The sequence below is a fragment of the Streptomyces clavifer genome, from assembly GCF_036345975.1.
GTDB lineage: Bacteria > Actinomycetota > Actinomycetes > Streptomycetales > Streptomycetaceae > Streptomyces > Streptomyces clavifer.
This window is the reverse complement of sequence record NZ_CP107793.1, coordinates 4,407,524-4,426,160: the sequence shown is the minus strand read 5'-3', so window position 1 is coordinate 4,426,160 and position 18,637 is coordinate 4,407,524. Positions and strand designations below refer to the sequence as shown.

Annotated in this window: 17 protein-coding genes; 11 read left to right on the top strand and 6 right to left on the bottom strand. The window is 71.3% G+C overall.

Features of this window, described 5'->3' with window-relative positions; all coding sequences use genetic code 11:
- The first annotated feature begins 113 nt into the window (after nucleotides 1–113).
- Nucleotides 114–2,069: a 2-oxoacid:acceptor oxidoreductase subunit alpha gene (locus tag OG927_RS19340; RefSeq protein WP_330320529.1), complete on the top strand. Its 1,956-nt coding sequence runs from the start codon at nucleotides 114–116 to the stop codon at nucleotides 2,067–2,069.
- Nucleotides 2,062–3,120 (top strand): 2-oxoacid:ferredoxin oxidoreductase subunit beta, encoded by a 1,059-nt coding sequence (locus tag OG927_RS19335; RefSeq protein WP_319101718.1) that lies wholly within the window; start codon nucleotides 2,062–2,064, stop codon nucleotides 3,118–3,120. The genes OG927_RS19340 and OG927_RS19335 overlap by 8 nt, the downstream gene beginning before the upstream one ends.
- 67 nt (nucleotides 3,121–3,187) lie before the next feature.
- Here OG927_RS19335 and OG927_RS19330 read toward each other — a convergent pair whose 3' ends face one another.
- Nucleotides 3,188–3,565, bottom strand: coding sequence for a winged helix-turn-helix transcriptional regulator (locus OG927_RS19330; RefSeq protein WP_056796749.1), 378 nt, complete (start codon nucleotides 3,563–3,565; stop codon nucleotides 3,188–3,190).
- 104 nt (nucleotides 3,566–3,669) lie between these two features.
- On the opposite strand from OG927_RS19330, the gene OG927_RS19325 reads away from it, so the two are divergent.
- The 6 genes from OG927_RS19325 (at nucleotide 3,670) to OG927_RS19300 (ending at nucleotide 8,347) form a co-directional block, all read left to right on the top strand.
- The gene (locus tag OG927_RS19325; RefSeq protein WP_330320528.1) at nucleotides 3,670–4,530 is read left to right on the top strand and encodes an SDR family oxidoreductase; all 861 of its coding nucleotides are present in this window, start codon (nucleotides 3,670–3,672) and stop codon (nucleotides 4,528–4,530) included.
- A gap of 113 nt (nucleotides 4,531–4,643) precedes the next feature.
- Entirely contained in the window at nucleotides 4,644–5,702 is a 1,059-nt protein-coding gene (gene rarD / locus OG927_RS19320) for an EamA family transporter RarD (RefSeq protein ID WP_056796754.1), read from the top strand.
- Nucleotides 5,703–5,838: 136 nt separating this feature from the next.
- Nucleotides 5,839–6,384 carry a hypothetical protein gene (locus tag OG927_RS19315; protein WP_241191769.1) on the top strand — a complete coding sequence of 182 codons (546 nt, stop codon included), beginning with the start codon at nucleotides 5,839–5,841 and terminating at the stop codon, nucleotides 6,382–6,384.
- A 9-nt stretch (nucleotides 6,385–6,393) separates the two neighbouring features.
- Nucleotides 6,394–6,843, top strand: a complete 450-nt coding sequence (locus tag OG927_RS19310; protein ID WP_056796757.1) for a VOC family protein — start codon at nucleotides 6,394–6,396, stop codon at nucleotides 6,841–6,843.
- A gap of 65 nt (nucleotides 6,844–6,908) precedes the next feature.
- Nucleotides 6,909–7,715 carry an HAD family hydrolase gene (locus tag OG927_RS19305; RefSeq protein ID WP_056796761.1) on the top strand — a complete coding sequence of 269 codons (807 nt, stop codon included), beginning with the start codon at nucleotides 6,909–6,911 and terminating at the stop codon, nucleotides 7,713–7,715.
- An 83-nt stretch (nucleotides 7,716–7,798) separates the two neighbouring features.
- Nucleotides 7,799–8,347, top strand: coding sequence for a flavodoxin family protein (locus OG927_RS19300; RefSeq protein ID WP_056796764.1), 549 nt, complete (start codon nucleotides 7,799–7,801; stop codon nucleotides 8,345–8,347).
- A 25-nt stretch (nucleotides 8,348–8,372) separates the two neighbouring features.
- Here the strand turns inward: OG927_RS19300 and OG927_RS19295 are convergent, their stop codons facing one another.
- The 5 genes from OG927_RS19295 to OG927_RS19275 all read right to left on the bottom strand — a co-directional run bounded on the left by OG927_RS19295 (nucleotide 8,373) and on the right by OG927_RS19275 (nucleotide 13,592).
- Complete coding sequence (locus OG927_RS19295) at nucleotides 8,373–8,960, bottom strand: TetR/AcrR family transcriptional regulator (protein WP_124281410.1); 588 nt, start codon at nucleotides 8,958–8,960, stop codon at nucleotides 8,373–8,375.
- A gap of 207 nt (nucleotides 8,961–9,167) precedes the next feature.
- The gene (locus tag OG927_RS19290; RefSeq protein ID WP_330320527.1) at nucleotides 9,168–10,046 is read right to left on the bottom strand and encodes an ABC transporter permease; all 879 of its coding nucleotides are present in this window, start codon (nucleotides 10,044–10,046) and stop codon (nucleotides 9,168–9,170) included.
- The gene (locus OG927_RS19285; protein ID WP_330320526.1) at nucleotides 10,033–11,022 is read right to left on the bottom strand and encodes an ABC transporter ATP-binding protein; all 990 of its coding nucleotides are present in this window, start codon (nucleotides 11,020–11,022) and stop codon (nucleotides 10,033–10,035) included. The genes OG927_RS19290 and OG927_RS19285 overlap by 14 nt, the downstream gene beginning before the upstream one ends.
- 80 nt (nucleotides 11,023–11,102) lie before the next feature.
- Nucleotides 11,103–12,341: a LolA family protein gene (locus tag OG927_RS19280; RefSeq protein WP_330320525.1), complete on the bottom strand. Its 1,239-nt coding sequence runs from the start codon at nucleotides 12,339–12,341 to the stop codon at nucleotides 11,103–11,105.
- A gap of 240 nt (nucleotides 12,342–12,581) precedes the next feature.
- On the bottom strand, nucleotides 12,582–13,592 hold the full coding sequence (locus tag OG927_RS19275; RefSeq protein WP_056796783.1) for a polyprenyl synthetase family protein: 1,011 nt from the start codon (nucleotides 13,590–13,592) through the stop codon (nucleotides 12,582–12,584).
- Between the two features lie 156 nt (nucleotides 13,593–13,748).
- On the opposite strand from OG927_RS19275, the gene OG927_RS19270 reads away from it, so the two are divergent.
- From OG927_RS19270 to fahA, 3 genes are all read left to right on the top strand, one after another.
- Entirely contained in the window at nucleotides 13,749–15,248 is a 1,500-nt protein-coding gene (locus OG927_RS19270) for a peptide MFS transporter (protein ID WP_056796786.1), read from the top strand.
- A gap of 8 nt (nucleotides 15,249–15,256) precedes the next feature.
- Nucleotides 15,257–17,251 (top strand): CocE/NonD family hydrolase, encoded by a 1,995-nt coding sequence (locus tag OG927_RS19265; protein ID WP_209469928.1) that lies wholly within the window; start codon nucleotides 15,257–15,259, stop codon nucleotides 17,249–17,251.
- A 125-nt stretch (nucleotides 17,252–17,376) separates the two neighbouring features.
- Nucleotides 17,377–18,606, top strand: a complete 1,230-nt coding sequence (gene fahA / locus OG927_RS19260) for a fumarylacetoacetase (RefSeq protein WP_056796792.1) — start codon at nucleotides 17,377–17,379, stop codon at nucleotides 18,604–18,606.
- The last annotated feature ends 31 nt before the right edge of the window (nucleotides 18,607–18,637 follow it).

Genomic DNA, 18,637 nt, shown 5'->3' with positions numbered 1-18,637 from the left:
CGTCCACCATATGATCGGTCCAAGGAAGGCGACCCTTACAGAAGTAAGGTGGGGCCTGGACCGCCGGCGGGCCGGCCGGTCCCGAGCCGCCGCCCCGAGGGAGGTCCAGTTCAGTGACCAGCCAGGTCAGTAGCCCAGCCGGAAAGACCGACGAGCCCAGTGAGGCTGTCGTCGGGGAGCAACGCGCCCCCCAGTCCGATCGAACGGGTGCCACTGAGAAGGAAATCCGCCGTCTGGACCGGGTGATCATCCGCTTCGCGGGTGACTCCGGCGACGGGATGCAGCTGACGGGTGACCGGTTCACGTCGGAGACGGCGTCGTTCGGGAACGACCTGTCGACCCTGCCGAACTTCCCGGCCGAGATCCGGGCGCCCGCCGGGACCCTGCCGGGCGTGTCGTCGTTCCAGCTGCATTTCGCGGACCACGACATCCTGACGCCGGGCGACGCACCGAACGTGCTGGTCGCAATGAATCCCGCCGCCCTGAAGGCGAATATCGCGGATGTGCCGCGCGGGGCCGACATCATCGTGAACACCGACGAGTTCACGAAGCGCCCGATGGCGAAAGTCGGATATGAGACGTCTCCTTTGGAGGACGGGTCGCTCGATGCGTACAACGTGCATCCCGTGCCGTTGACGACGTTGACGATCGAGGCATTGAAGGAGTTCGGTCTTTCCCGCAAGGAGGCCGAACGGTCGAAGAACATGTTCGCGCTCGGGCTGTTGTCGTGGATGTACAACCGGCCGACGGAGGGTACGGAGAAGTTCCTCCGGTCCAAGTTCGCGAAGAAGCCGGTGATCGCCGAGGCGAATGTGGCTGCTTTCCGGGCGGGCTGGAATTTCGGGGAGACGACCGAGGACTTCGCGGTCTCCTACGAAGTGGCCCCCGCGTCCCAGGCGTTCCCGACGGGTACGTACCGCAATATCTCCGGGAATCTCGCACTGTCGTACGGGCTGATCGCGGCCGGCCGGCAGGCGGATCTCCCGCTCTATCTCGGTTCTTATCCGATCACCCCGGCGTCCGACATCCTGCATGAGCTGTCCCGTCACAAGAACTTCGGTGTGCGGACGTTCCAGGCGGAGGACGAGATCGCGGGGATCGGGGCCGCGCTGGGCGCCGCGTTCGGCGGTTCCCTCGCGGTGACGACGACGTCGGGCCCGGGGGTGGCGCTGAAGTCGGAGACGATCGGGCTCGCCGTCTCCCTGGAGCTGCCGCTGCTGATCATCGACATCCAGCGGGGCGGGCCCTCCACGGGGCTGCCCACCAAGACCGAGCAGGCCGACCTGCTACAGGCCATGTACGGCCGCAACGGCGAGGCACCGGTCCCGATCGTCGCGCCCAGGACCCCGGCCGACTGCTTCGACGCCGCGCTGGACGCGGCGCGTATCGCCCTGACGTACCGGACGCCGGTGTTCCTGCTGTCGGACGGGTACCTGGCGAACGGCTCGGAGCCGTGGCGGATCCCGGAGGCCGACAGCCTGCCGGACCTGCGGACGCGGTTCGCGACCGGCCCGAATCACGAACTCGCCGACGGCACCCAGGTGTTCTGGCCGTACAAGCGTGACCCGGAGACGCTGGCCCGCCCCTGGGCCGTGCCGGGCACACCCGGCCTGGAGCACCGGATCGGGGGGATCGAGAAGCAGGACGGCACGGGCAACATCTCCTACGATCCGGCCAACCACGACTTCATGGTCCGTACCCGCCAGGCGAAGATCGACGGCGTCGTGGTCCCCGACCTCGAGGTCGACGACCCGGCGGGCGCGACGACGCTCGTCCTGGGCTGGGGCTCGACGTACGGGCCGATCACCGCGGCGGTCCGCCGTCTGCGGGCGTCCGGCGAGACGATCGCGCAGGCGCACCTGCGCCATCTCAATCCGTTCCCGAAGAACCTCGGCGACGTGCTGAAGCGCTACGACAGGGTCGTCGTGCCCGAGATGAACCTCGGACAGCTCGCGATGCTCCTGCGGGCCAGGTACCTCGTCGACGTGCAGAGCTACAACCAGGTCAACGGAATGCCCTTCAAGGCCGAGCAGCTCGCCACCGTCCTCAGGGAGGCCATCGATGCCTGACACCAACGAACTCCTCCACCTGGTCCCCAGGGCCGAGGGCAAGCAGTCCATGAAGGACTTCAAGTCCGACCAGGAGGTGCGCTGGTGCCCCGGTTGCGGTGACTACGCGGTCCTCGCGGCGGTGCAGGGCTTCATGCCCGAGCTCGGGCTGGCGAAGGAGAACATCGCGTTCGTCTCCGGCATCGGCTGCTCGTCCCGCTTCCCGTACTACATGAACACCTACGGGATGCACTCCATCCACGGCCGCGCCCCCTCCATCGCGACAGGGCTCGCGACCTCCCGCCGCGACCTGTCCGTGTGGGTCGTCACCGGCGACGGCGACGCGCTCTCCATCGGCGGGAACCACCTGATCCACGCCCTGCGCCGCAACGTCAACCTCAAGATCCTCCTCTTCAACAACCGCATCTACGGTCTGACGAAGGGGCAGTACAGCCCCACGTCGGAGGTCGGGAAGATCACCAAGTCGACCCCGATGGGTTCGCTCGACGCCCCCTTCAACCCGGTCTCCCTGGCCCTCGGCGCCGAGGCGTCCTTCGTGGCCCGCACCGTGGACTCCGACCGCAAGCACCTCACCGGGGTGCTGCGGGCGGCCGCCGACCACCCCGGGACCGCACTCGTCGAGATCTACCAGAACTGCAACATCTTCAACGACGGCGCCTTCGACGCCCTCAAGGACAAGGAGAAGGCCGAGGAGGCGGTCATCCGCCTCGAACACGGCCAGCCCATCCGCTTCGGGGCGGAGGGGTCCAAGGGCGTCGTCCGGGACCCGGTCACGGGTGATCTGCACGTCGTCGCGGTGACCGAGGAGAACCAGTCGCGGATCCTCGTCCACGACGCCCACAACCCCAGCCCCACGACCGCCTTCGCCCTCTCACGCCTCGCCGACCCGGACACGCTGCACCACACCCCCATCGGGGTCCTGCGCAGTGTGGAGCGCCCTGTCTACGACAGCCTGATGTCCGACCAGCTGGACACCGCCGTCGAGCAGCACGGCAAGGGCGACCTGAGCACCCTCCTCGCCGGCAACGACACCTGGACCGTGGTCGGCTGACCGGCCGCCACCCGGGGCCGCGGAGGCCCGGAACACGTACGACGAGGCCCGGAGCCGACCCGACCAGTCAGCTCCGGGCCTCGTCGTACGCCTCGCGCGCCGCGTGCACGGCGTCCACGCGCCGCTCGGTCCAGCGGGCCAGGCCCCAGACCTGGTCGGCGGCCTCCCTGCCGAGCGGGGTGAGCGAGTAGTCCACCCTCGGCGGGATCACGGGCTTCGCGTCCCGGTGCACGAAGCCGTCCCGCTCCAGGGTCTGCAGGGTCTGGGCCAGCATCTTCTCGCTGACGCCGCCGATCGTGCGGCGCAGCTCGCTGAAGCGGTACGAGCGCTCCAGCAGCGCCGCCAGCACCAGGACCCCCCATCGGCTGGTGACGTGTTCCAGAACCAGCCGGGAGGGGCACATGGGCTGGTTCACGCTCGGAGTCCGCTCGGCACTTACGCTCATGCCAGTACCTTACTTCAAAGTGGGTACTTTCGTTTGGTTAGTGCCCGTCCTACAGTGAGTGAACAGTCCGTACGAGGAACAGCGCGTCCCAGAAGGAGCACCCCATGAGCATCGTTGTCACCGGAGCCACCGGCGAGCTCGGCCGTCTCGTCGTCGAGCAGCTGCTCGACACGGTCCCGGCCGACCGGATCGCCGCAGTCGTCCGCAGCGAGGAGAAGGCCGCCGGCCTCGCCGCCCGGGGCGTCGAGATCCGTATCGCCGACTACGACCGTCCGGAGACCCTCGCCGGGGCCTTCGAGGCGGGTGACCGCGTCCTGCTGATCTCCGGCAGCGAGGTCGGCAAGCGGGTCCCGCAGCACACCGCGGTGATCGACGCCGCCAAGGCCGCGGGCGTCGCGCAGCTCGCCTACACGAGCGTGCTGGGCGGACCGGCAGCGGACTTCCAGCTGGCCGCGGAGCACCGGGTGACCGAGCAGCTGATCCTCGAATCGGGACTGCCGTACACCTTCCTGCGCAACGGCTGGTACACCGAGAACTACACGGCGAACCTGGCCCCCGTCCTGGAGCACGGGACCGTCGTCGGCAACGCGGGCGACGGTCGCGTCGCCTCCGCCACCCGGGCCGACTACGCCGCCGCCGCTGCCGCCGTGCTGACCGGCGAGGGCCACCTCGGCGCCGCGTACGAGCTGAGCGGTGACGTCGCCTGGTCGCTGGCCGAGTACGCCGCCACGGTCTCCGCCGCCACCGGCAAGGAGATCACGTACACCGAGGTCCCGGCCGCCGCACACCAGGAGATCCTGGTGGGCGCGGGCGTGCCCGAGGGCTTCGCCGCGATCCTCGTCGACGTCGACGAGGCGATCGGGCGCGGGCTGCTGGCGGGTACGAGCGGCGACCTGGCCCGCCTGACCGGCCGGCCGACGACACCGCTGGCCGAGACGGTGGCCGCCGCGGTGGCCACGGTGTGACGCAAGCCGACCCTGTCACGACCGTCTCCGTGAGACGGCTATGACACGGAGGCCCTTCCGGCGCTACCGTCGTGCGGTCGGCCGCTCGCCGGCACAGCGTGCCGGGAGGGCCCGTGAAGCAAGAGAACGACCAGCGGGCCGGCCTGCTGTACGGAGTCGGCGCGTACGGGATGTGGGGCCTGGTGCCCCTCTTCTGGCCACTGCTCGAGCCGTCCGGCGCGGTGGAGATCCTCGCCCACCGGATGGTCTGGTCGCTGGCCGTCGTGGGGGTCGCCCTGCTGTTCCTGCGCCGCTGGGCCTGGATACGCGAGCTGGTCGGCCAGCCCCGGAAGCTCGGACTGATCGCGATCGCCTCGGCCGTCATCTCGGTCAACTGGGGCCTCTACATCTGGTCCGTCAACAACGGCCATGTCGTCGAGGCGTCACTCGGCTACTTCATCAATCCGCTGGTCACCATCGCCATGGGCGTCCTGCTGCTCGGTGAGCGGCTGCGGCCCGCGCAGTGGACCGCGGTGGCGACAGGCTTCGCCGCGGTGCTCGTGCTGGCGATCGGGTACGGGCAGCCGCCGTGGATCTCACTGGTGCTGGCGTTCTCGTTCGCGACGTACGGCCTGGTGAAGAAGAAGGTCGGCATGGGCGGCCTGGAGTCCCTGGCCGCCGAGACCGCCGTCCTGTTCCCGCCCGCGCTCGGCTTCCTGCTGTGGCTCGGCGCGCGCGGCGACTCGACCTTCCTCTCGGGGGGTGCGGGGCACGGCCTCCTGCTCGCCGCGACGGGCCTCGTCACCGCGATCCCGCTCGTCTGCTTCGGTGCGGCGGCGATCCGGGTCCCGCTGTCCCTCCTGGGCCTGCTGCAGTACCTGGCGCCGGTCTTCCAGTTCGGGCTCGGCATCCTGTACTTCGACGAGGCCATGCCGCCCGAGCGGTGGGCGGGCTTCGCCCTCGTTTGGGCGGCACTCATGATGCTGACCTGGGACGCGCTGCGGACCGCACGGCGGACACGGGCCCGGGCACTGCGCCTCGCCGTGCCGGCCGCGGAGGCCGGGGCGCCCGTCGACACGGCTCCGGCACCGGACACGACGGCCGGCACCGGAGCCGCACCCTCCACGAGGACCGGCACCGAAGCCTCACCGGGCACCGGCACGACGGCCACGGAGCGGACCCCGGCGCCCTGACCGGCGCCCTCCGGCCTCGCCGGACCGGACGGACGACACCTCCGCGCCGCGTGGGCGTCCGGAGCGCGGGCGGCCGACCGGATGGGTGAGGCATGCATGGTGGACGGCACACGCAAAGGCTGATTGAGTGCCCCGGATGGGGACCGTTCTGGCGGACATGAGGCACGTTCCGTGGCATGAGCTGCGCCATGCCCATGGTTCCGCGTCCCAGGTCCCCGGCATGCTGTCGCGAATAGCCTGGGGTGACAGTGAGTCCGCCGAGGACGCGCTGAGCGACCTGGGCCGGTGGATCGGCGCCATGACGGTGTTCGACTCCACGGTGGCCACGGTGCCGTTCCTGTGGGAGCTGGCCGCCGTGCGGACGGTGAAGGACCGCGTCGGCGTGCTCGGCCTGCTGCGGACGATCCTCTCCCACGGGCACGCGCACCACCCGGAGTGGACACGGGACGCCCACCGGGCGGTCCTGGCCGGACGGGCGACGGCCGAGCGGCTGACCGGGGACGGCGACCCGTCGGTGCGCCGGTCCGCCCAGGAGCTGCTGGCCGCCCTCGACACGCACGTCTGCGGGTCCTGCCCACCGGCCCGGGGCCTTCCGGCCGGGCCGGACCGGACAGGGAAGGCCGGACGCGCCCCGCTGACGCCGGGCGCGCCCGTTGCCACGGATGCCGTACAGCCGCTATGAACGGTGTCCATGACCCTGCACTGGAAGCTCGTCATCGATGCCAACGACCCGCACGCCCAGGCCGACTTCTGGGCCGAGGCCCTCGGCTACCTGATCGAGGACAACAGCGCCCTGATCGAGGAGGTGCTCCGCTCCGGGGCCGCGCCCGAGTCGGCCACGGTCGAGTCCCACGGACGCCGCGCCTGGCGAGATCTCGCGGCGGTGCGGCATCCTGACGACCCGTACGAGCAGAAGAGCGGGACGGGCCTCGGACGGCGCCTGCTCTTCCAGCGGGTGCCGGAGCCGAAGACGGTGAAGAACCGCCTCCACCTGGACGTGCACACGGCCCCCGGGCAGCGCGACGCCGAGGTGGCCCGGCTCGCGAGGCTGGGGGCGGGCGTGCTGCGCACCGTGGAGGTGCCGGGCGGTTCGTGGCAGATCCTCCTGGACCCGGAGAGCAACGAATTCTGCGTCCACTGAGAGGGCTGACCGTCCGCGCAGGTCAGCGGCGTACGGCTGGAGGCCGATCTCCCTAGGCTTGCCCCATGCCGACGCCACCCGCATATTCCCTCGTCGCCACGGACCTCGACGGGACCCTGTTGCGTTCCGACGACACCGTGAGCCCCCGCTCCCGCGCCGCCCTCGCCCGCGCCGCCTCGGCCGGCGCGCGGCACCTGATCGTCACGGGCCGGGCGGTTCCCGGCATACGCGCGCTGCTCGCCGACCTCCGCTACGAGGGCCCGGTGGTCTGCGGCCAGGGAACCCAGGTGTACGACGCCGGGTCGGCCCGCATGCTGAGCTCGGTGACGCTCGACCGCACGCTGGCCGACGCGGCGCTCGGCAAGATCGAGGCGGAGGTCGGCCAGGTGTTCGCCGCGGTGGACCAGGACGGTCCCGAGGGACGGACCCTGATCGAGCCGGGCTACCTGATGCCGCACCCCTCGCTCCCCGCGCAGCGGACCGGCCGCCGCGAGGAGCTGTGGGCGGCACCGATCATCAAGGTCCTGGTGCGCCACCCGGAGCTGACGGACGACGAACTGGCCGCCGCCGCGCGCGGGGCCGTGGGCGACCTGGCCGGCGTCACGATGGCGGGGCCCGGCACGGTCGAGCTGGCGCCGCACGGCGTGGACAAGGGCACCGGATTCGCCCTGGCCGCCGCGCTGCTCGACTGCGACCCGGCGGACGCGGTGGCGTTCGGCGACATGCCCAACGACCTGCCGATGTTCCGGCGTTCGGGCCACCGGGTGGCCATGGCCAACGCCCACGCGGAGCTGCGGGCCGCGGCGGACGAGGTGACGCTGTCCAACGAGGACGACGGCGTCGCCCTCGTGCTGGAGCGGCTGTTCGGCTGAAACCACCGCCCCCGATTCAATGCGTGTGCATATAATGCGAACGCTGGTTACATTCGCATGCAGCTAACTGGGGAGATCACCTCATGGCCACGCGCAGCTTCCTCTTCCTGCTCGGCAGCAGCCGCGCCGACGGCAACACCGAAGCGCTCGCCCGGCTCGCCGCCGAACAGCTCCCGGCAGGGTCGCGGCAGCGGTGGCTGCACCTGCGGGACCTTCCACTGCCCGACTTCGAGGATCTGCGGCACGCGGACGGTGGCCATCCGGCCCCCGAGGGCCCCGCCGCGACCCTGCTGGAGGCGACGCTGGCAGCGACCGACGTCGTCATCGCCTCGCCGCTGTACTGGTACGCGGTGTCCACCTCCACCAAGCGCTACCTGGACCACTGGTCGGGATGGCTGGAGGCACCCGGCATCGACTTCGAGCAGCGGATGGCCGGGAAGACCCTGTGGGGCGTCACGGCGCTCGCGGACGACGATCCGGCGGTCGCCGAGCCCCTGGCGGGCACGCTGCGGGCCTCCGCGCAGTACCTGCGGATGCGGTGGGGCGGGGTGCTGCTGGGCAACGGCAGCAAGCCCGGTGACGTCCTGTCCGACAGCGCGGCGGTGTCCCGGGCCGCGGCCTTCTTCAGCTGACGCCGCCCGGGGAGACGCCGGCCGGCTACTCCCCGGCGCCCAGCGACCGCAGGACGTGGGCCACCAGGGAGGCGACCGTCGCCTCGTCCTGGGCGGGCTTGCGCAGCACGTGGCGGTAGTAGACGGGCCCGTAGAGCATCTCCACCGCCAGCGGGAGATCGGCGGTTTCCGGAATCTGCCCCTGCTCCTGCGCGCCGCGGAGGCGCGCCACCGCACCTTCGACGCGCGGGCCGACCAGCTGGTCCCTGACGGCCGCCGCGAGGTCGTCGTCGTGGTGCATCTCGGAGAGGATCCCGGCGTAGGCCGGGCCGTAGGGCGCCGTGGACATCAACCGCACCGCGCCGTTGATGTGCGTCCGCAGGTCGGCCGCGATGTCGCCGGTGTCGACGAACGGTGTGGCACCGACGAGCGCCTCCGTGAAAGCCTCCAGCAGCACCGCGCCCTTTGACGGCCACCAGCGGTAGATCGTCTTCTTGCTCACGCCGGCGCGCGCCGCGATGGCTTCGACGGTGACCCGGCCGTACCCCTTCTCCGTGCACAACTCCAGGGCGGCGTCCAGCGTCGCCCGCCGTGATCGCTCGCTGCGGCGCAGGGAACTCGGCGATGTGATCATTCGGTGAGCATAGGGGGATTCAGGCCGCGGCTTATTGACAGCCCGTCGCCAGAAGTCGAACAATGACCAGGCAGAAACGGAACGTACCGTGTCGTGACGTTCCGTGCTGTACACCGTTCGTGCCGTTCGTGCCGCGACGAGCCGATCGGGGGACGGCTCGACCGGCCGACGGCACGGACGGTCCCTGACGAGTCCGTCCCGCAGGGCTCAGACGGTGATGTCCCTCGTCGTGAACCGTGCCCAGGCCGCAGAGCCGAACACCGCCGCGTACACCGCCTGCAGACCGAGGTTACCGACGATCTCGTCCCAGCGGACCGGGTCGCGCAGCAGGTCCGTGAAGGACAGCCAGTAGTGCGGGAAGAGATACGGGTGGATCCCCTCCAGCTGCGGCATCGTGTCCAGGATCTGCACGGTGATCAGCACGCCGACCGTGGCCGCCATCGCCGCGATCCCGCTGTCGGTGAGCGTCGAGACGAACAGTCCCAGGGCCGCGAACCCGGTCAGGGACGCCGCCACCACCACCGCGATCAGTCCGGCCCGCAGGAGTCCCTCACCGAAGCCGATCCGGGTCCCCGAGATCGTGGTGACCTCGCCGACGGGGAAGAGCGCCGCCCCCACCGCGAGCGCCGAGACCGCCACGACCAGCGTCGCCACGAGGCAGAACACCAGCACGGACGCGTACTTCGCCACCAGGAGCCGGGTGCGGCCCGCGGGGGCGACCAGCAGGTAGCGCAGGGTGCCCCCACTCGCCTCACCGGCGACGGAGTCGCCCGCGACGACGCCGACCGCCATCGGGAGGAAGACGGGGAGCGTCACGGAGAGTGCGGCGAAGACCAGGAAGAGCCCGTTGTTGGTGATCTGGGCGAGGAACGCGGGGCCGCCTCCCCCGCCCGGCCCTGAGCCGTCGCCCGTCTCGATCCGCACCGCGATCCCGACGAGTACGGGGACGGCGGCCAGCACCCCCAGCAGGGCCAGGGTGCGCCCCCTGCGAAGGGTCATGGTCAGTTCGGAGCGGAGGATCCCAAGGGTCCACAAGGCGCGGCGTGGCACGCGGGGTGCCGCCGCGACGGACTCAGCCTGCGACATCGAATCCCTCTCCGGTGAGTGCGACGAAGGCGTCCTCCAGCGAGGCCCGTTCGACGCCGAAGGACCGTACGCGGACGCCACCGCGCACCAGGGCCGCGTTGAGGTCGGCGAGTTCCACGCCGCCGGGCGGCGCGTCGGCTCTCACCCGGTCCCCGTCGGTCAGGAGGCCGGTCGCTCCGTGCTCCCCGAGGATGCGGGCGGCGGCGCCCGGGTCGGGGGTGGTGACGGCGAGCCGGCCGCGCGCCCCCGCGGCGAGATCGGCGACCGGGCCCTGGACGAGGAGCCGGCCGCGTGCCATCACCGCGGCGTGGGTGCAGACCTGTTCGATCTCGTCGAGCAGGTGGGAGGAGAGGAAGACGGTCGTTCCCTCGGCCGCCAGCTCGCGGATCAGGGAGCGGATCTCGCGCATGCCCTGCGGGTCGAGACCGTTGGTCGGCTCGTCCAGGACGAGCAGTCTGCGCGGCTGGAGGAGCGCGGCGGCGAGTCCGAGGCGCTGTTTCATGCCGAGCGAGTACGCCTTGGCCTTCTTGCCCGCGGCGGCCGCGAGGCCGACCCGCTCCAGGGCGCGGTCGACGCGTGCGCGGCGGGTGCGCGGATCGGCCGCCGCGTCCGCGGAGTCGTAGCGCACCAGGTTGTCCCGGCCGGTCAGGAACCCGTAGGGGGCGGGGCCTTCGATCAGCGCGCCGACGTGCGGGAGGACCGTGCGGGCGGCGGCCGGCATGGGGCTCCCGAGGACGCGCGCGGTGCCGGCGCTCGGGTCGATGAGGCCCAGGAGCATCCGGATGGTGGTGGTCTTGCCGGAGCCGTTGGGGCCGAGGAAGCCGAAGACGCTGCCGCCGGGGACGCGCAGGTCGAGCCCGTCGACGGCCGGCCGGCCGCCGCGGTAGCGCTTGGTGAGGCCGCGGGTCTCGATCACGGCCGCGGCCGTCTCCCCGCCGGGCCCCGCCACCCGTGTCCCGGCCGCCGTGTCGGTCATGGGCTCTCGTCCTCTTCCCGCCGTGTACGCACCGCCCCGCCGTACGGAGGGTACGGCGGGGCGGTGGCGTACGGCGTGTACTACTTGGCGGTGTCGGCGGCCTTCACCAGCGCGTCCTTGGTGACCGCGCCGATGTAGACCTTGCCGTCGTCCGTCATCAGCGCGTTGACCAGGCGGGTCTTGAAGACCGTGCCCGAGCCGAAGTCGCCGGTGACCTTGTCACCGAGGGCGTCCAGGAACTGCTGGGCCTGGGCGGGCACATCGCCGGAGCCCCCCGCGGGGAGCCCGGAGCCACCGGGGATGTCGATCTCGGCGACCGCGCTCCAGCCCTCGCCGATGACGTTGAGGCCCCGGAAGTCCTCCAGCGCGGACAGGTCCTCGTGGGCCTTGTCCGCCGCACCGTCCTTCTCCGCCCCGGCCTTCAGCTCCTCGGCCTCGGTCACCTTCGCGCCCTTGGGCGGGGTGAAGGAGAACGAGGACGCGTCGGGCTTCGAGAAGTCGACCTTGGTGAATCCGGCGTCGATCGCGGCCTTGCCACCGCTGCTCGGGGCCAGGGTGAACTTGAGCGGCACGCCGTTCCGGGCGTCCACCGCGACCCGGATCGAACGGATCGTGGAACCGGACTGCTTGGGCTTGATCAGCAGCTGGTACGCGTCGCGGCCGGCCACCTGCGCCGTGCCGTCGACGGTGACGGACGTGGTGTCGCCCACCGCGGCGAGGGCCTCCTCGGCCAGCTCCTTCGGCGTGGTCGGCACCCCCTCCGGCGCCGTGCGCTCCTCGGCCTTCCCGCCCTTGGGCCCGGCCTGGCCGGACTGCGCGTGGTACGCCTCGTTGCTCGCGCTGTCGTACGCCCAGACCTCGCCCGCGTTGTGGATCAGGCTGTACTCGGAGCCTTCGCCGAGGATGGACAGGCGCTGCTTGTCGGGGCCGTCGGCCGCTACGCGGAGCGTGTGCGTACCGGAGGCGAGCTCCATCAGCTTGGTGTCGGGAGCGGCGCTCGACGTGCTGTCGGCCGCGCCGGCGCCCGGCAGGAAGGAGTCGGTGAGCCCGCCGAAGGACGGGATGCCGAGGTCGGTGCTGATCTTCACCGTGCCGGAGAGCTGCTGCTCGTCCGACGCGGCGATCCTCTCGATGAGTTCCTGCGCCGTGATCTTCGGCAGCTGGGGGTCGCCGGAGTCGGCGAGTGCCGGGACGAGTCCGATCGTCGCCGCCGCCACTCCCGCCACCGCGACGGGGACGATGTAGCGCGCTGCCTTGCGCCGGACCACGACAGTGCCCGTGGCCTCGCCGGTGGTCTCCGCGCTGTCGTTCGGTGCCATGTGTGCCCTACCTCCGTGGTCGGCGGCTGCCATCCCGTTGCACTCGTCCACTCCCCGCCGCCATTCTCACCCGATGTGGTCAGGAGTGGTTGTTCTCCATCTGACCAAATCGAACGGCTTCAGGCGTCAGCCCGCGGGATCAACTGTGCCTACCCCTCCGGTATGACACGGAGGGGCAGGAAATCGGCCATCCAGTAGGGGTCGGCCGAACGGGCGGGGGCCCGCGCGGCCGGTCGGGCGTCAGCCCGCGCGGTGCACCACGGCGTCGCACAGCTCTTCGAGCGCGGCCTTCGCGTAGCACTCGGGCAGCGGTGCCAGCGTCGCCCGCGCCTCCTGCGCGTAGCGGATGGTGTCCCGCCGCGCCTGCTCCAGCGCCGGGTGGGCGCGCAGCCTGCGCAGCGCCTCCGCGAGCCGGTCGTCGTCGCTGAGGTCGCCGTCGAGGAGCTCGACGAGCTCCAGGTCGTCCGGTCTGCCTTCGGCCTCCGCCCGTGCGCGGAGGCGGAGGACCGGAAGGGTGGGGATGCCCTCGCGCAGGTCCGTGCCGGGCGTCTTGCCGGACTCGTGGGAGTCGGAGGCGATGTCGAGCACGTCGTCGGCGAGCTGGAAGGCGATGCCGAGCCGCTCGCCGTACTGGGTGAGGATGTCGACGACGGATTCGTCGGCGCCCGCCATCAGGGCGCCGAAGCGCCCGGACACGGCGACCAGCGAACCGGTCTTGCCGCCGAGCACGTCCATGTAGTGGTCGACCGGGTCGCGGCCGTCGCGCGGGCCCGCGGTCTCCAGGATCTGGCCGGTGACCAGTCGCTCGAACGCCTCGGCCTGGATGCGTACAGCCTCGGGGCCGAGGTCGGCCAGGATGTGCGAGGCGCGGGCGAAGAGGAAGTCACCCGTCAGGACGGCGACGGAGTTGCCCCAGCGGGTGTTCGCGCTCTCCACCCCGCGGCGTACGTCCGCCTCGTCCATCACGTCGTCGTGGTACAGCGTGGCCAGGTGGGTCAGCTCGACGACGACGGCCGCGGGGACGACTCCCGGCGCGTCCGGGTCACCGAACTGGGACGCCAGCATTACCAGCAGCGGCCGGAACCGCTTGCCGCCCGCGCTGACGAGGTGCTGGGCGGCCTCCGTGATGAACGGGACCTCGCTCTTCGTGGCGTCCAGCAGCCCCGCCTCGACAGCGGCCAAGCCGGCCTGGACATCGGCCTCAAGCGCCTGGTCCCGCACGCGCAGTCCGAACGGCCCGACGACGGTCACGAGGGGATCTCCTGTCTGCTGACGATCACACGGAATGTCGATGTGTCGGTGTCCTCACTCAAGTCAGCGTATCCGGTCGCCTTTGGATCACCGTGGGCGCCTTCCCGCCACCGCCGGTATGTTCGGGATCAGCTCATACGATCAGGAGTTGCCGCTTTGTCCCACACCACGACCGGTACCGAGCCGGCCAGCCCGCCTCCCGGTGACGACCATGCCTTCTTCGGCCAGCCACGGGGCCTGATGACCCTGTCCGGCCTGGAGGTCTGGGAGCGGTTCTCGTTCCTCGGGATGCAGGCCATCCTGGTCCTCTTCTTCGCCGACACCGTCGCGAACGGCGGCATGGGGATGGACCCGGGCACCGCCGCCTCCGTGTCCGCCGCGTACGGCACCCTCGTCTACCTGGTCTCCGTGGCGGGCGGCTGGCTGGCCGACCGGATCCTCGGCTCCTACCGCGCCGTCCTGTACGGCGGCGTCCTCATCGCCTGCGGCCACTACGCGATGGCCGTGCCGACGGCCACGATGACCTGGGTGGGCCTCGGCCTGATCAGCGCCGGAACGGGTCTGCTCAAGCCCAATGTGGCCTCCATGGTCGGCAAGCTCTACGGCACCGAGGACGAGCGCCGGGACGCCGGGTTCGCGCTCTACTACATGGGCATCAACATCGGCGCCTTCGCCGGTCCGCTGGTCACCGGCTGGCTCGGCGAGCACGCGAGCTGGCACTGGGGCTTCTCGGCCGCCGCGGTCGGCATGACGCTCGGTCTGATCCAGTACGTACTGGGGAGGCGTCACCTGGCCGGGCGAAAGCACGGCGCCGAGTACGCCCTGGCGCCCGGCCCGATGCGCCGGGCGGTGCTGCGGATCACGGCGGGCGTCGTCGTGACCGCCCTCGTGGCGACGGCCCTGACGCTGGCCGGGTGGCTCACCATGGACCGCTTCGTCGACGTGCTCACCCTGGTGTCGGTGATCGCACCCGTCGTGTACTTCGTGGTCATGTTCCGGAGCCCCCGGGTGACCGCGGAGGAACGCGGCCGGCTGCGGCCGTACGTCGTGCTGTTCCTCGCGTCCGTCGTCTTCAACTTCATCCTCTTCCAGGCGTACTCGACGATGATGCTGCTCGCCTCGACCAACGCCCGTACGGAGATCTTCGGCTTCCACTTCCCGGCGAGCTGGTACGCCTCCGCGCTGGGCGCCTTCGAGGTCGCGCTGGCGCCCGTCGTGGCCACCGTGTGGGCCCGGATGGGGCCACGCCAGCCGCACGCCTCGAACAAGATCGCGATCGGGGTGATCCTCGGCGGCCTGTCCTTCCTCCTGATGGTCCTGCCGACCTCCGGACACGCCGACGACACCTACCGGATGGCCGCGTGGTGGATCGTCGGCTCCTACCTGCTCCTCGGGCTCGGAGACGTCCTCCTGGAGACCTCCGGCATGTCCGCCACCACGAAGCTCGCCCCCAAGGCCTTCGCCAGCCAGACGATGGCCCTGTGGTTCCTGTCCCTGGCCCTCGCCAACGGGATCCAGGCACAGATCGTGAAGCTGTACGGCGAGGTCTCCAACCCCGCCTACTTCGGTGTCAATGGCGCAATCGCGGTGGCCGCCGGTGTGGCCGTCATCGCCGCCGCTCCCTGGCTGAAGCGCACCATGCACCCCGTCCACTGAGGTATGCCATGCAGATCCGCACCGAATTCCCGTACGAGACGACCCACGAGGACCTCTACATCCCCTTGTCGGACGGCACCCAGCTGTACGCCCGGATCTGGCGGCCGGTCACGGACGAGCCGGTGCCCGCGCTGCTGGAGTACCTGCCCTACCGGCTGAGCGACTGGACGGCGCCGCGCGACTGGCAGCGCCACCCCTGGTACGCGGGCCACGGCTACGCCTCCGTGCGGGTCGACGTGCGCGGGCACGGCAACAGCGAGGGCATGCCGGGCGACGAGTACGACGCGACGGAGCTCGCGGACGGCGTCGCCGTGGTGCACTGGCTCGCCCGGCAGGAGTGGTGCACGGGCCGGGTCGGCATGTTCGGCATCTCGTGGGGCGGCTTCAACTCGCTCCAGATCGCCGCTCTGGCCCCGGAGCCGCTGAAGGCGGTCGTCACCGTCTGCTCGGCGGACGACCGCTACGACAACGACGTCCACTACATGGGCGGCTCCGTCCTCGCCGTCGACATGCACGCCTGGGCGGCCACCATGCTGGCCTTCGTCTCCCGCCCCCCGGACCCGGCCGACGTCGGCGACGACTGGAAGGACATGTGGCTGAGGCGGCTTGAAGCGGTCGATCCGTTCATCCACACCTGGCTGTCGCACCAGACCCGTGACGACTACTGGAAGCACGGCAGCGTGTGCGAGGACTACGGCGCCATCGAGGCGAGCGTCCTGGCCGTCGGCGGCTGGCACGACCCGTACCGCGACACCGTCCTGCGGCTCGTCGAGCACCTGGACCCCGGGAAGGTGCGTGGGCTGATCGGGCCCTGGTCGCACCAGTACCCGGACCGGGGGCTGCCGCCGGGGCCCGCGATCGGTTTCCTCCAGGAGACGCTGCGCTGGTGGGACCAGCACCTCAAGGACGAGGACACCGGGGTGATGAACGAGCCCCTGCTGCGGTCCTGGATCAGCGGCTCACACCGCCCCGCCACGGTCTACGAGACGCTGCCCGGCCGCTGGGTCGGCGACGCGCGGTGGCCGTCGGAGAACGTCGCACCGGTGGCGTACGCCCTCCAGGGGGGTCCGCAGATCGTCCGCTCGCCGCAGCAGACGGGGCTGGACGCGGGCCGCTTCTTCCCGTTCGGCAACGACGCCGACCTGCCGCCCGACCAGCGCGACGAGGACGCCAAGTCGGTGTGCTTCGAGTTCCCCGTCGCCGAGGCCCCCATCGAGATCCTCGGCAGGCCCCGGGTGAAGCTGCGCGTCCGGATGGACGTACCGCGCGGCCAGGCGATCGCCCGGCTGTGCGACGTGGCCCCGGACGGCGCCTCGACCCTGGTGACCCGGGGAGTGCTCAACCTGTCGGCCCGGCACGGGCGGGACCGGTCGGAGGACTGGCCCGTCGGCGAGACCGAGGACGTGGCGTTCGAGCTGAACGGCGTCGGGCACACCTTCCCGCCCGGCCACCGGATCAGGCTCGCCGTCTCGTCCTCGTACTGGCCGTGGATCTGGCCGCAGGCCGGCTCGGACGGCTTCACGCTCGACGCGGACGGCAGCCTCGTCGAACTCCCGGTGCGCCGGCACACGGAGGACCCGGCGATCACCTTCGGCGAACCGGAGCAGTCGGAACCGCTCGGGGTGGTCTTCCCGGTCACGCTCGACGAGCAGCGCCCGGAGCGTCTGGTGGTCCGCGACGTCGCCAAGGGCGAATGGCGCCTGGAGGTCGATCCGCGCTACGGCGGTACGCGGGTCTACCCGGACGGGCTCGAATTCACCGAGGACGCGGTGGAGACCTACACGGTCCAGGAGGACGACCCGCTGTCGGCACGGGCCCGCTCGGACTGGACGATCCGGCTGCACCGGCCGGAGATGTCCTGGGACGCACGGGTCGAGACGCGTTCGGAGACGAGCGCGGACGCGGACGACTTCATCACGTCCAACGAGGTCGTGTGCAAGGACGGCGACGAGATCGTCTTCCACCGGACCTGGGAGAAGAGGATCCCGCGCACGGCCGGGTGACGGGCCCGGGCAAGGGGAGTACGGGGTGACTTTCCGGGCATTACGCAGGCTTGAGGCACTGCCGCGGGGTGGCGTCGCCGACGTAACGTGTCCCTCAAGCGACCTGGAAAGCGAGGCAGCAACAGATGCCCGAGCAGAGCAGCCCGCTCGATCTGGCCGAGGGCGACCCCTTCGGTCCGCACCACCTCCCGTACGGCGTGTTCTCCACCCCCGAGCACCCGGACGACCGCAGGGTCGGTGTCCGCATCGGCGGCCACGTGCTGGACGCCGGAGCCGCCGCGCAGGCGCTCGGATCGCCGTACGCCCGACTGCTGGCGCAGCCCGGCCTGATGCCGCTCCTGGCGGCGGGCCGGACCGCCTGGCGGGACGTGCGGCGCGCGCTCACCGCGTGGGTGACCGTCCCTGCGCACCGCCCGGACATAGAGCCCCTGCTGCACCCGCTCGACGCGGTGACGATGCACCTGCCCTACGAGGTGGCGGACTACGTCGACTTCTACGCCAGTGAGCACCACGCCACCAACGTCGGCCGGATCTTCCGGCCGGACGGCTCGGCGCTCACCCCCAACTGGAAGCACCTGCCGATCGGTTACCACGGGCGTGCGGGCACGGTCGTGGTGTCCGGCACGGAGGTGGTGCGCCCGTCCGGGCAGCGGAAGGCGCCCACCGACCCGGTCCCCGTCTTCGGCCCCTCGGTGAAGCTGGACATCGAGGCCGAGGTCGGCTTCGTCGTCGGCGTCCCTTCGCGGCAGGGCTCCCCGGTCGCGCTCGGGGACTTCCGCGAGCACGTGTTCGGGCTGAGCCTGCTCAACGACTGGTCGGCGCGGGACATCCAGGCCTGGGAGTACGTGCCGCTCGGCCCGTTCCTCGGCAAGTCCTTCGCGACCTCCGTGTCGGCGTGGGTGACCCCGCTGGAGGCCCTGGACGCGGCCCGCACGGCGCCGCCCGCCCGGGACGTCGGGCTGCTCCCCTACCTGGACGACGCGGACGAGGAGGAGCCCGGCGGCTTCGACATCCGGATCTCGGTCGCGATCAACGGGCAGGTGGTCTCCGAACCGCCGTTCTCCTCCATGTACTGGACGGCGGCCCAGCAGCTGGCGCAGATGACGGTGAACGGCGCCTCGCTGCGCACGGGCGACCTGTACGGCTCCGGCACCGTCAGCGGCGCGGAGCCGGGCGAGCGCGGCTCCCTGCTCGAGCTCACCTGGAACGGCCGCGATCCGCTGGACCTGCCCGAGGGCAAGCGGACGTTCCTGGAGGACGGCGACACCGTGACGCTGTCCGCGTGGGCGCCCGGACCGCACGGGACGCGGGTGGAGCTCGGGGAGGTCACCGGACGGATCGTGCCCGCGCGGTGAACGACCGGCCGACGCTCCCCGAAGAGCTGCC

Excerpts from the sequence above, each read along its gene's own strand:
- OG927_RS19335 (WP_319101718.1), top strand. The coding sequence starts at position 2,062 with ATGCCTGACACCAACGAACTCCTCCACCTGGTCCCCAGGGCCGAGGGC.
- OG927_RS19330 (WP_056796749.1), bottom strand. The coding sequence starts at position 3,565 with ATGAGCGTAAGTGCCGAGCGGACTCCGAGCGTGAACCAGCCCATGTGC.
- OG927_RS19325 (WP_330320528.1), top strand. The coding sequence starts at position 3,670 with ATGAGCATCGTTGTCACCGGAGCCACCGGCGAGCTCGGCCGTCTCGTC.
- OG927_RS19315 (WP_241191769.1), top strand. The coding sequence starts at position 5,839 with ATGGGGACCGTTCTGGCGGACATGAGGCACGTTCCGTGGCATGAGCTG.
- OG927_RS19310 (WP_056796757.1), top strand. The coding sequence starts at position 6,394 with ATGACCCTGCACTGGAAGCTCGTCATCGATGCCAACGACCCGCACGCC.
- OG927_RS19305 (WP_056796761.1), top strand. The coding sequence starts at position 6,909 with ATGCCGACGCCACCCGCATATTCCCTCGTCGCCACGGACCTCGACGGG.
- OG927_RS19300 (WP_056796764.1), top strand. The coding sequence starts at position 7,799 with ATGGCCACGCGCAGCTTCCTCTTCCTGCTCGGCAGCAGCCGCGCCGAC.
- OG927_RS19295 (WP_124281410.1), bottom strand. The coding sequence starts at position 8,960 with ATGATCACATCGCCGAGTTCCCTGCGCCGCAGCGAGCGATCACGGCGG.
- OG927_RS19290 (WP_330320527.1), bottom strand. The coding sequence starts at position 10,046 with ATGTCGCAGGCTGAGTCCGTCGCGGCGGCACCCCGCGTGCCACGCCGC.
- OG927_RS19285 (WP_330320526.1), bottom strand. The coding sequence starts at position 11,022 with ATGACCGACACGGCGGCCGGGACACGGGTGGCGGGGCCCGGCGGGGAG.
- OG927_RS19280 (WP_330320525.1), bottom strand. The coding sequence starts at position 12,341 with ATGGCACCGAACGACAGCGCGGAGACCACCGGCGAGGCCACGGGCACT.
- OG927_RS19265 (WP_209469928.1), top strand. The coding sequence starts at position 15,257 with ATGCAGATCCGCACCGAATTCCCGTACGAGACGACCCACGAGGACCTC.
- fahA (WP_056796792.1), top strand. The coding sequence starts at position 17,377 with ATGCCCGAGCAGAGCAGCCCGCTCGATCTGGCCGAGGGCGACCCCTTC.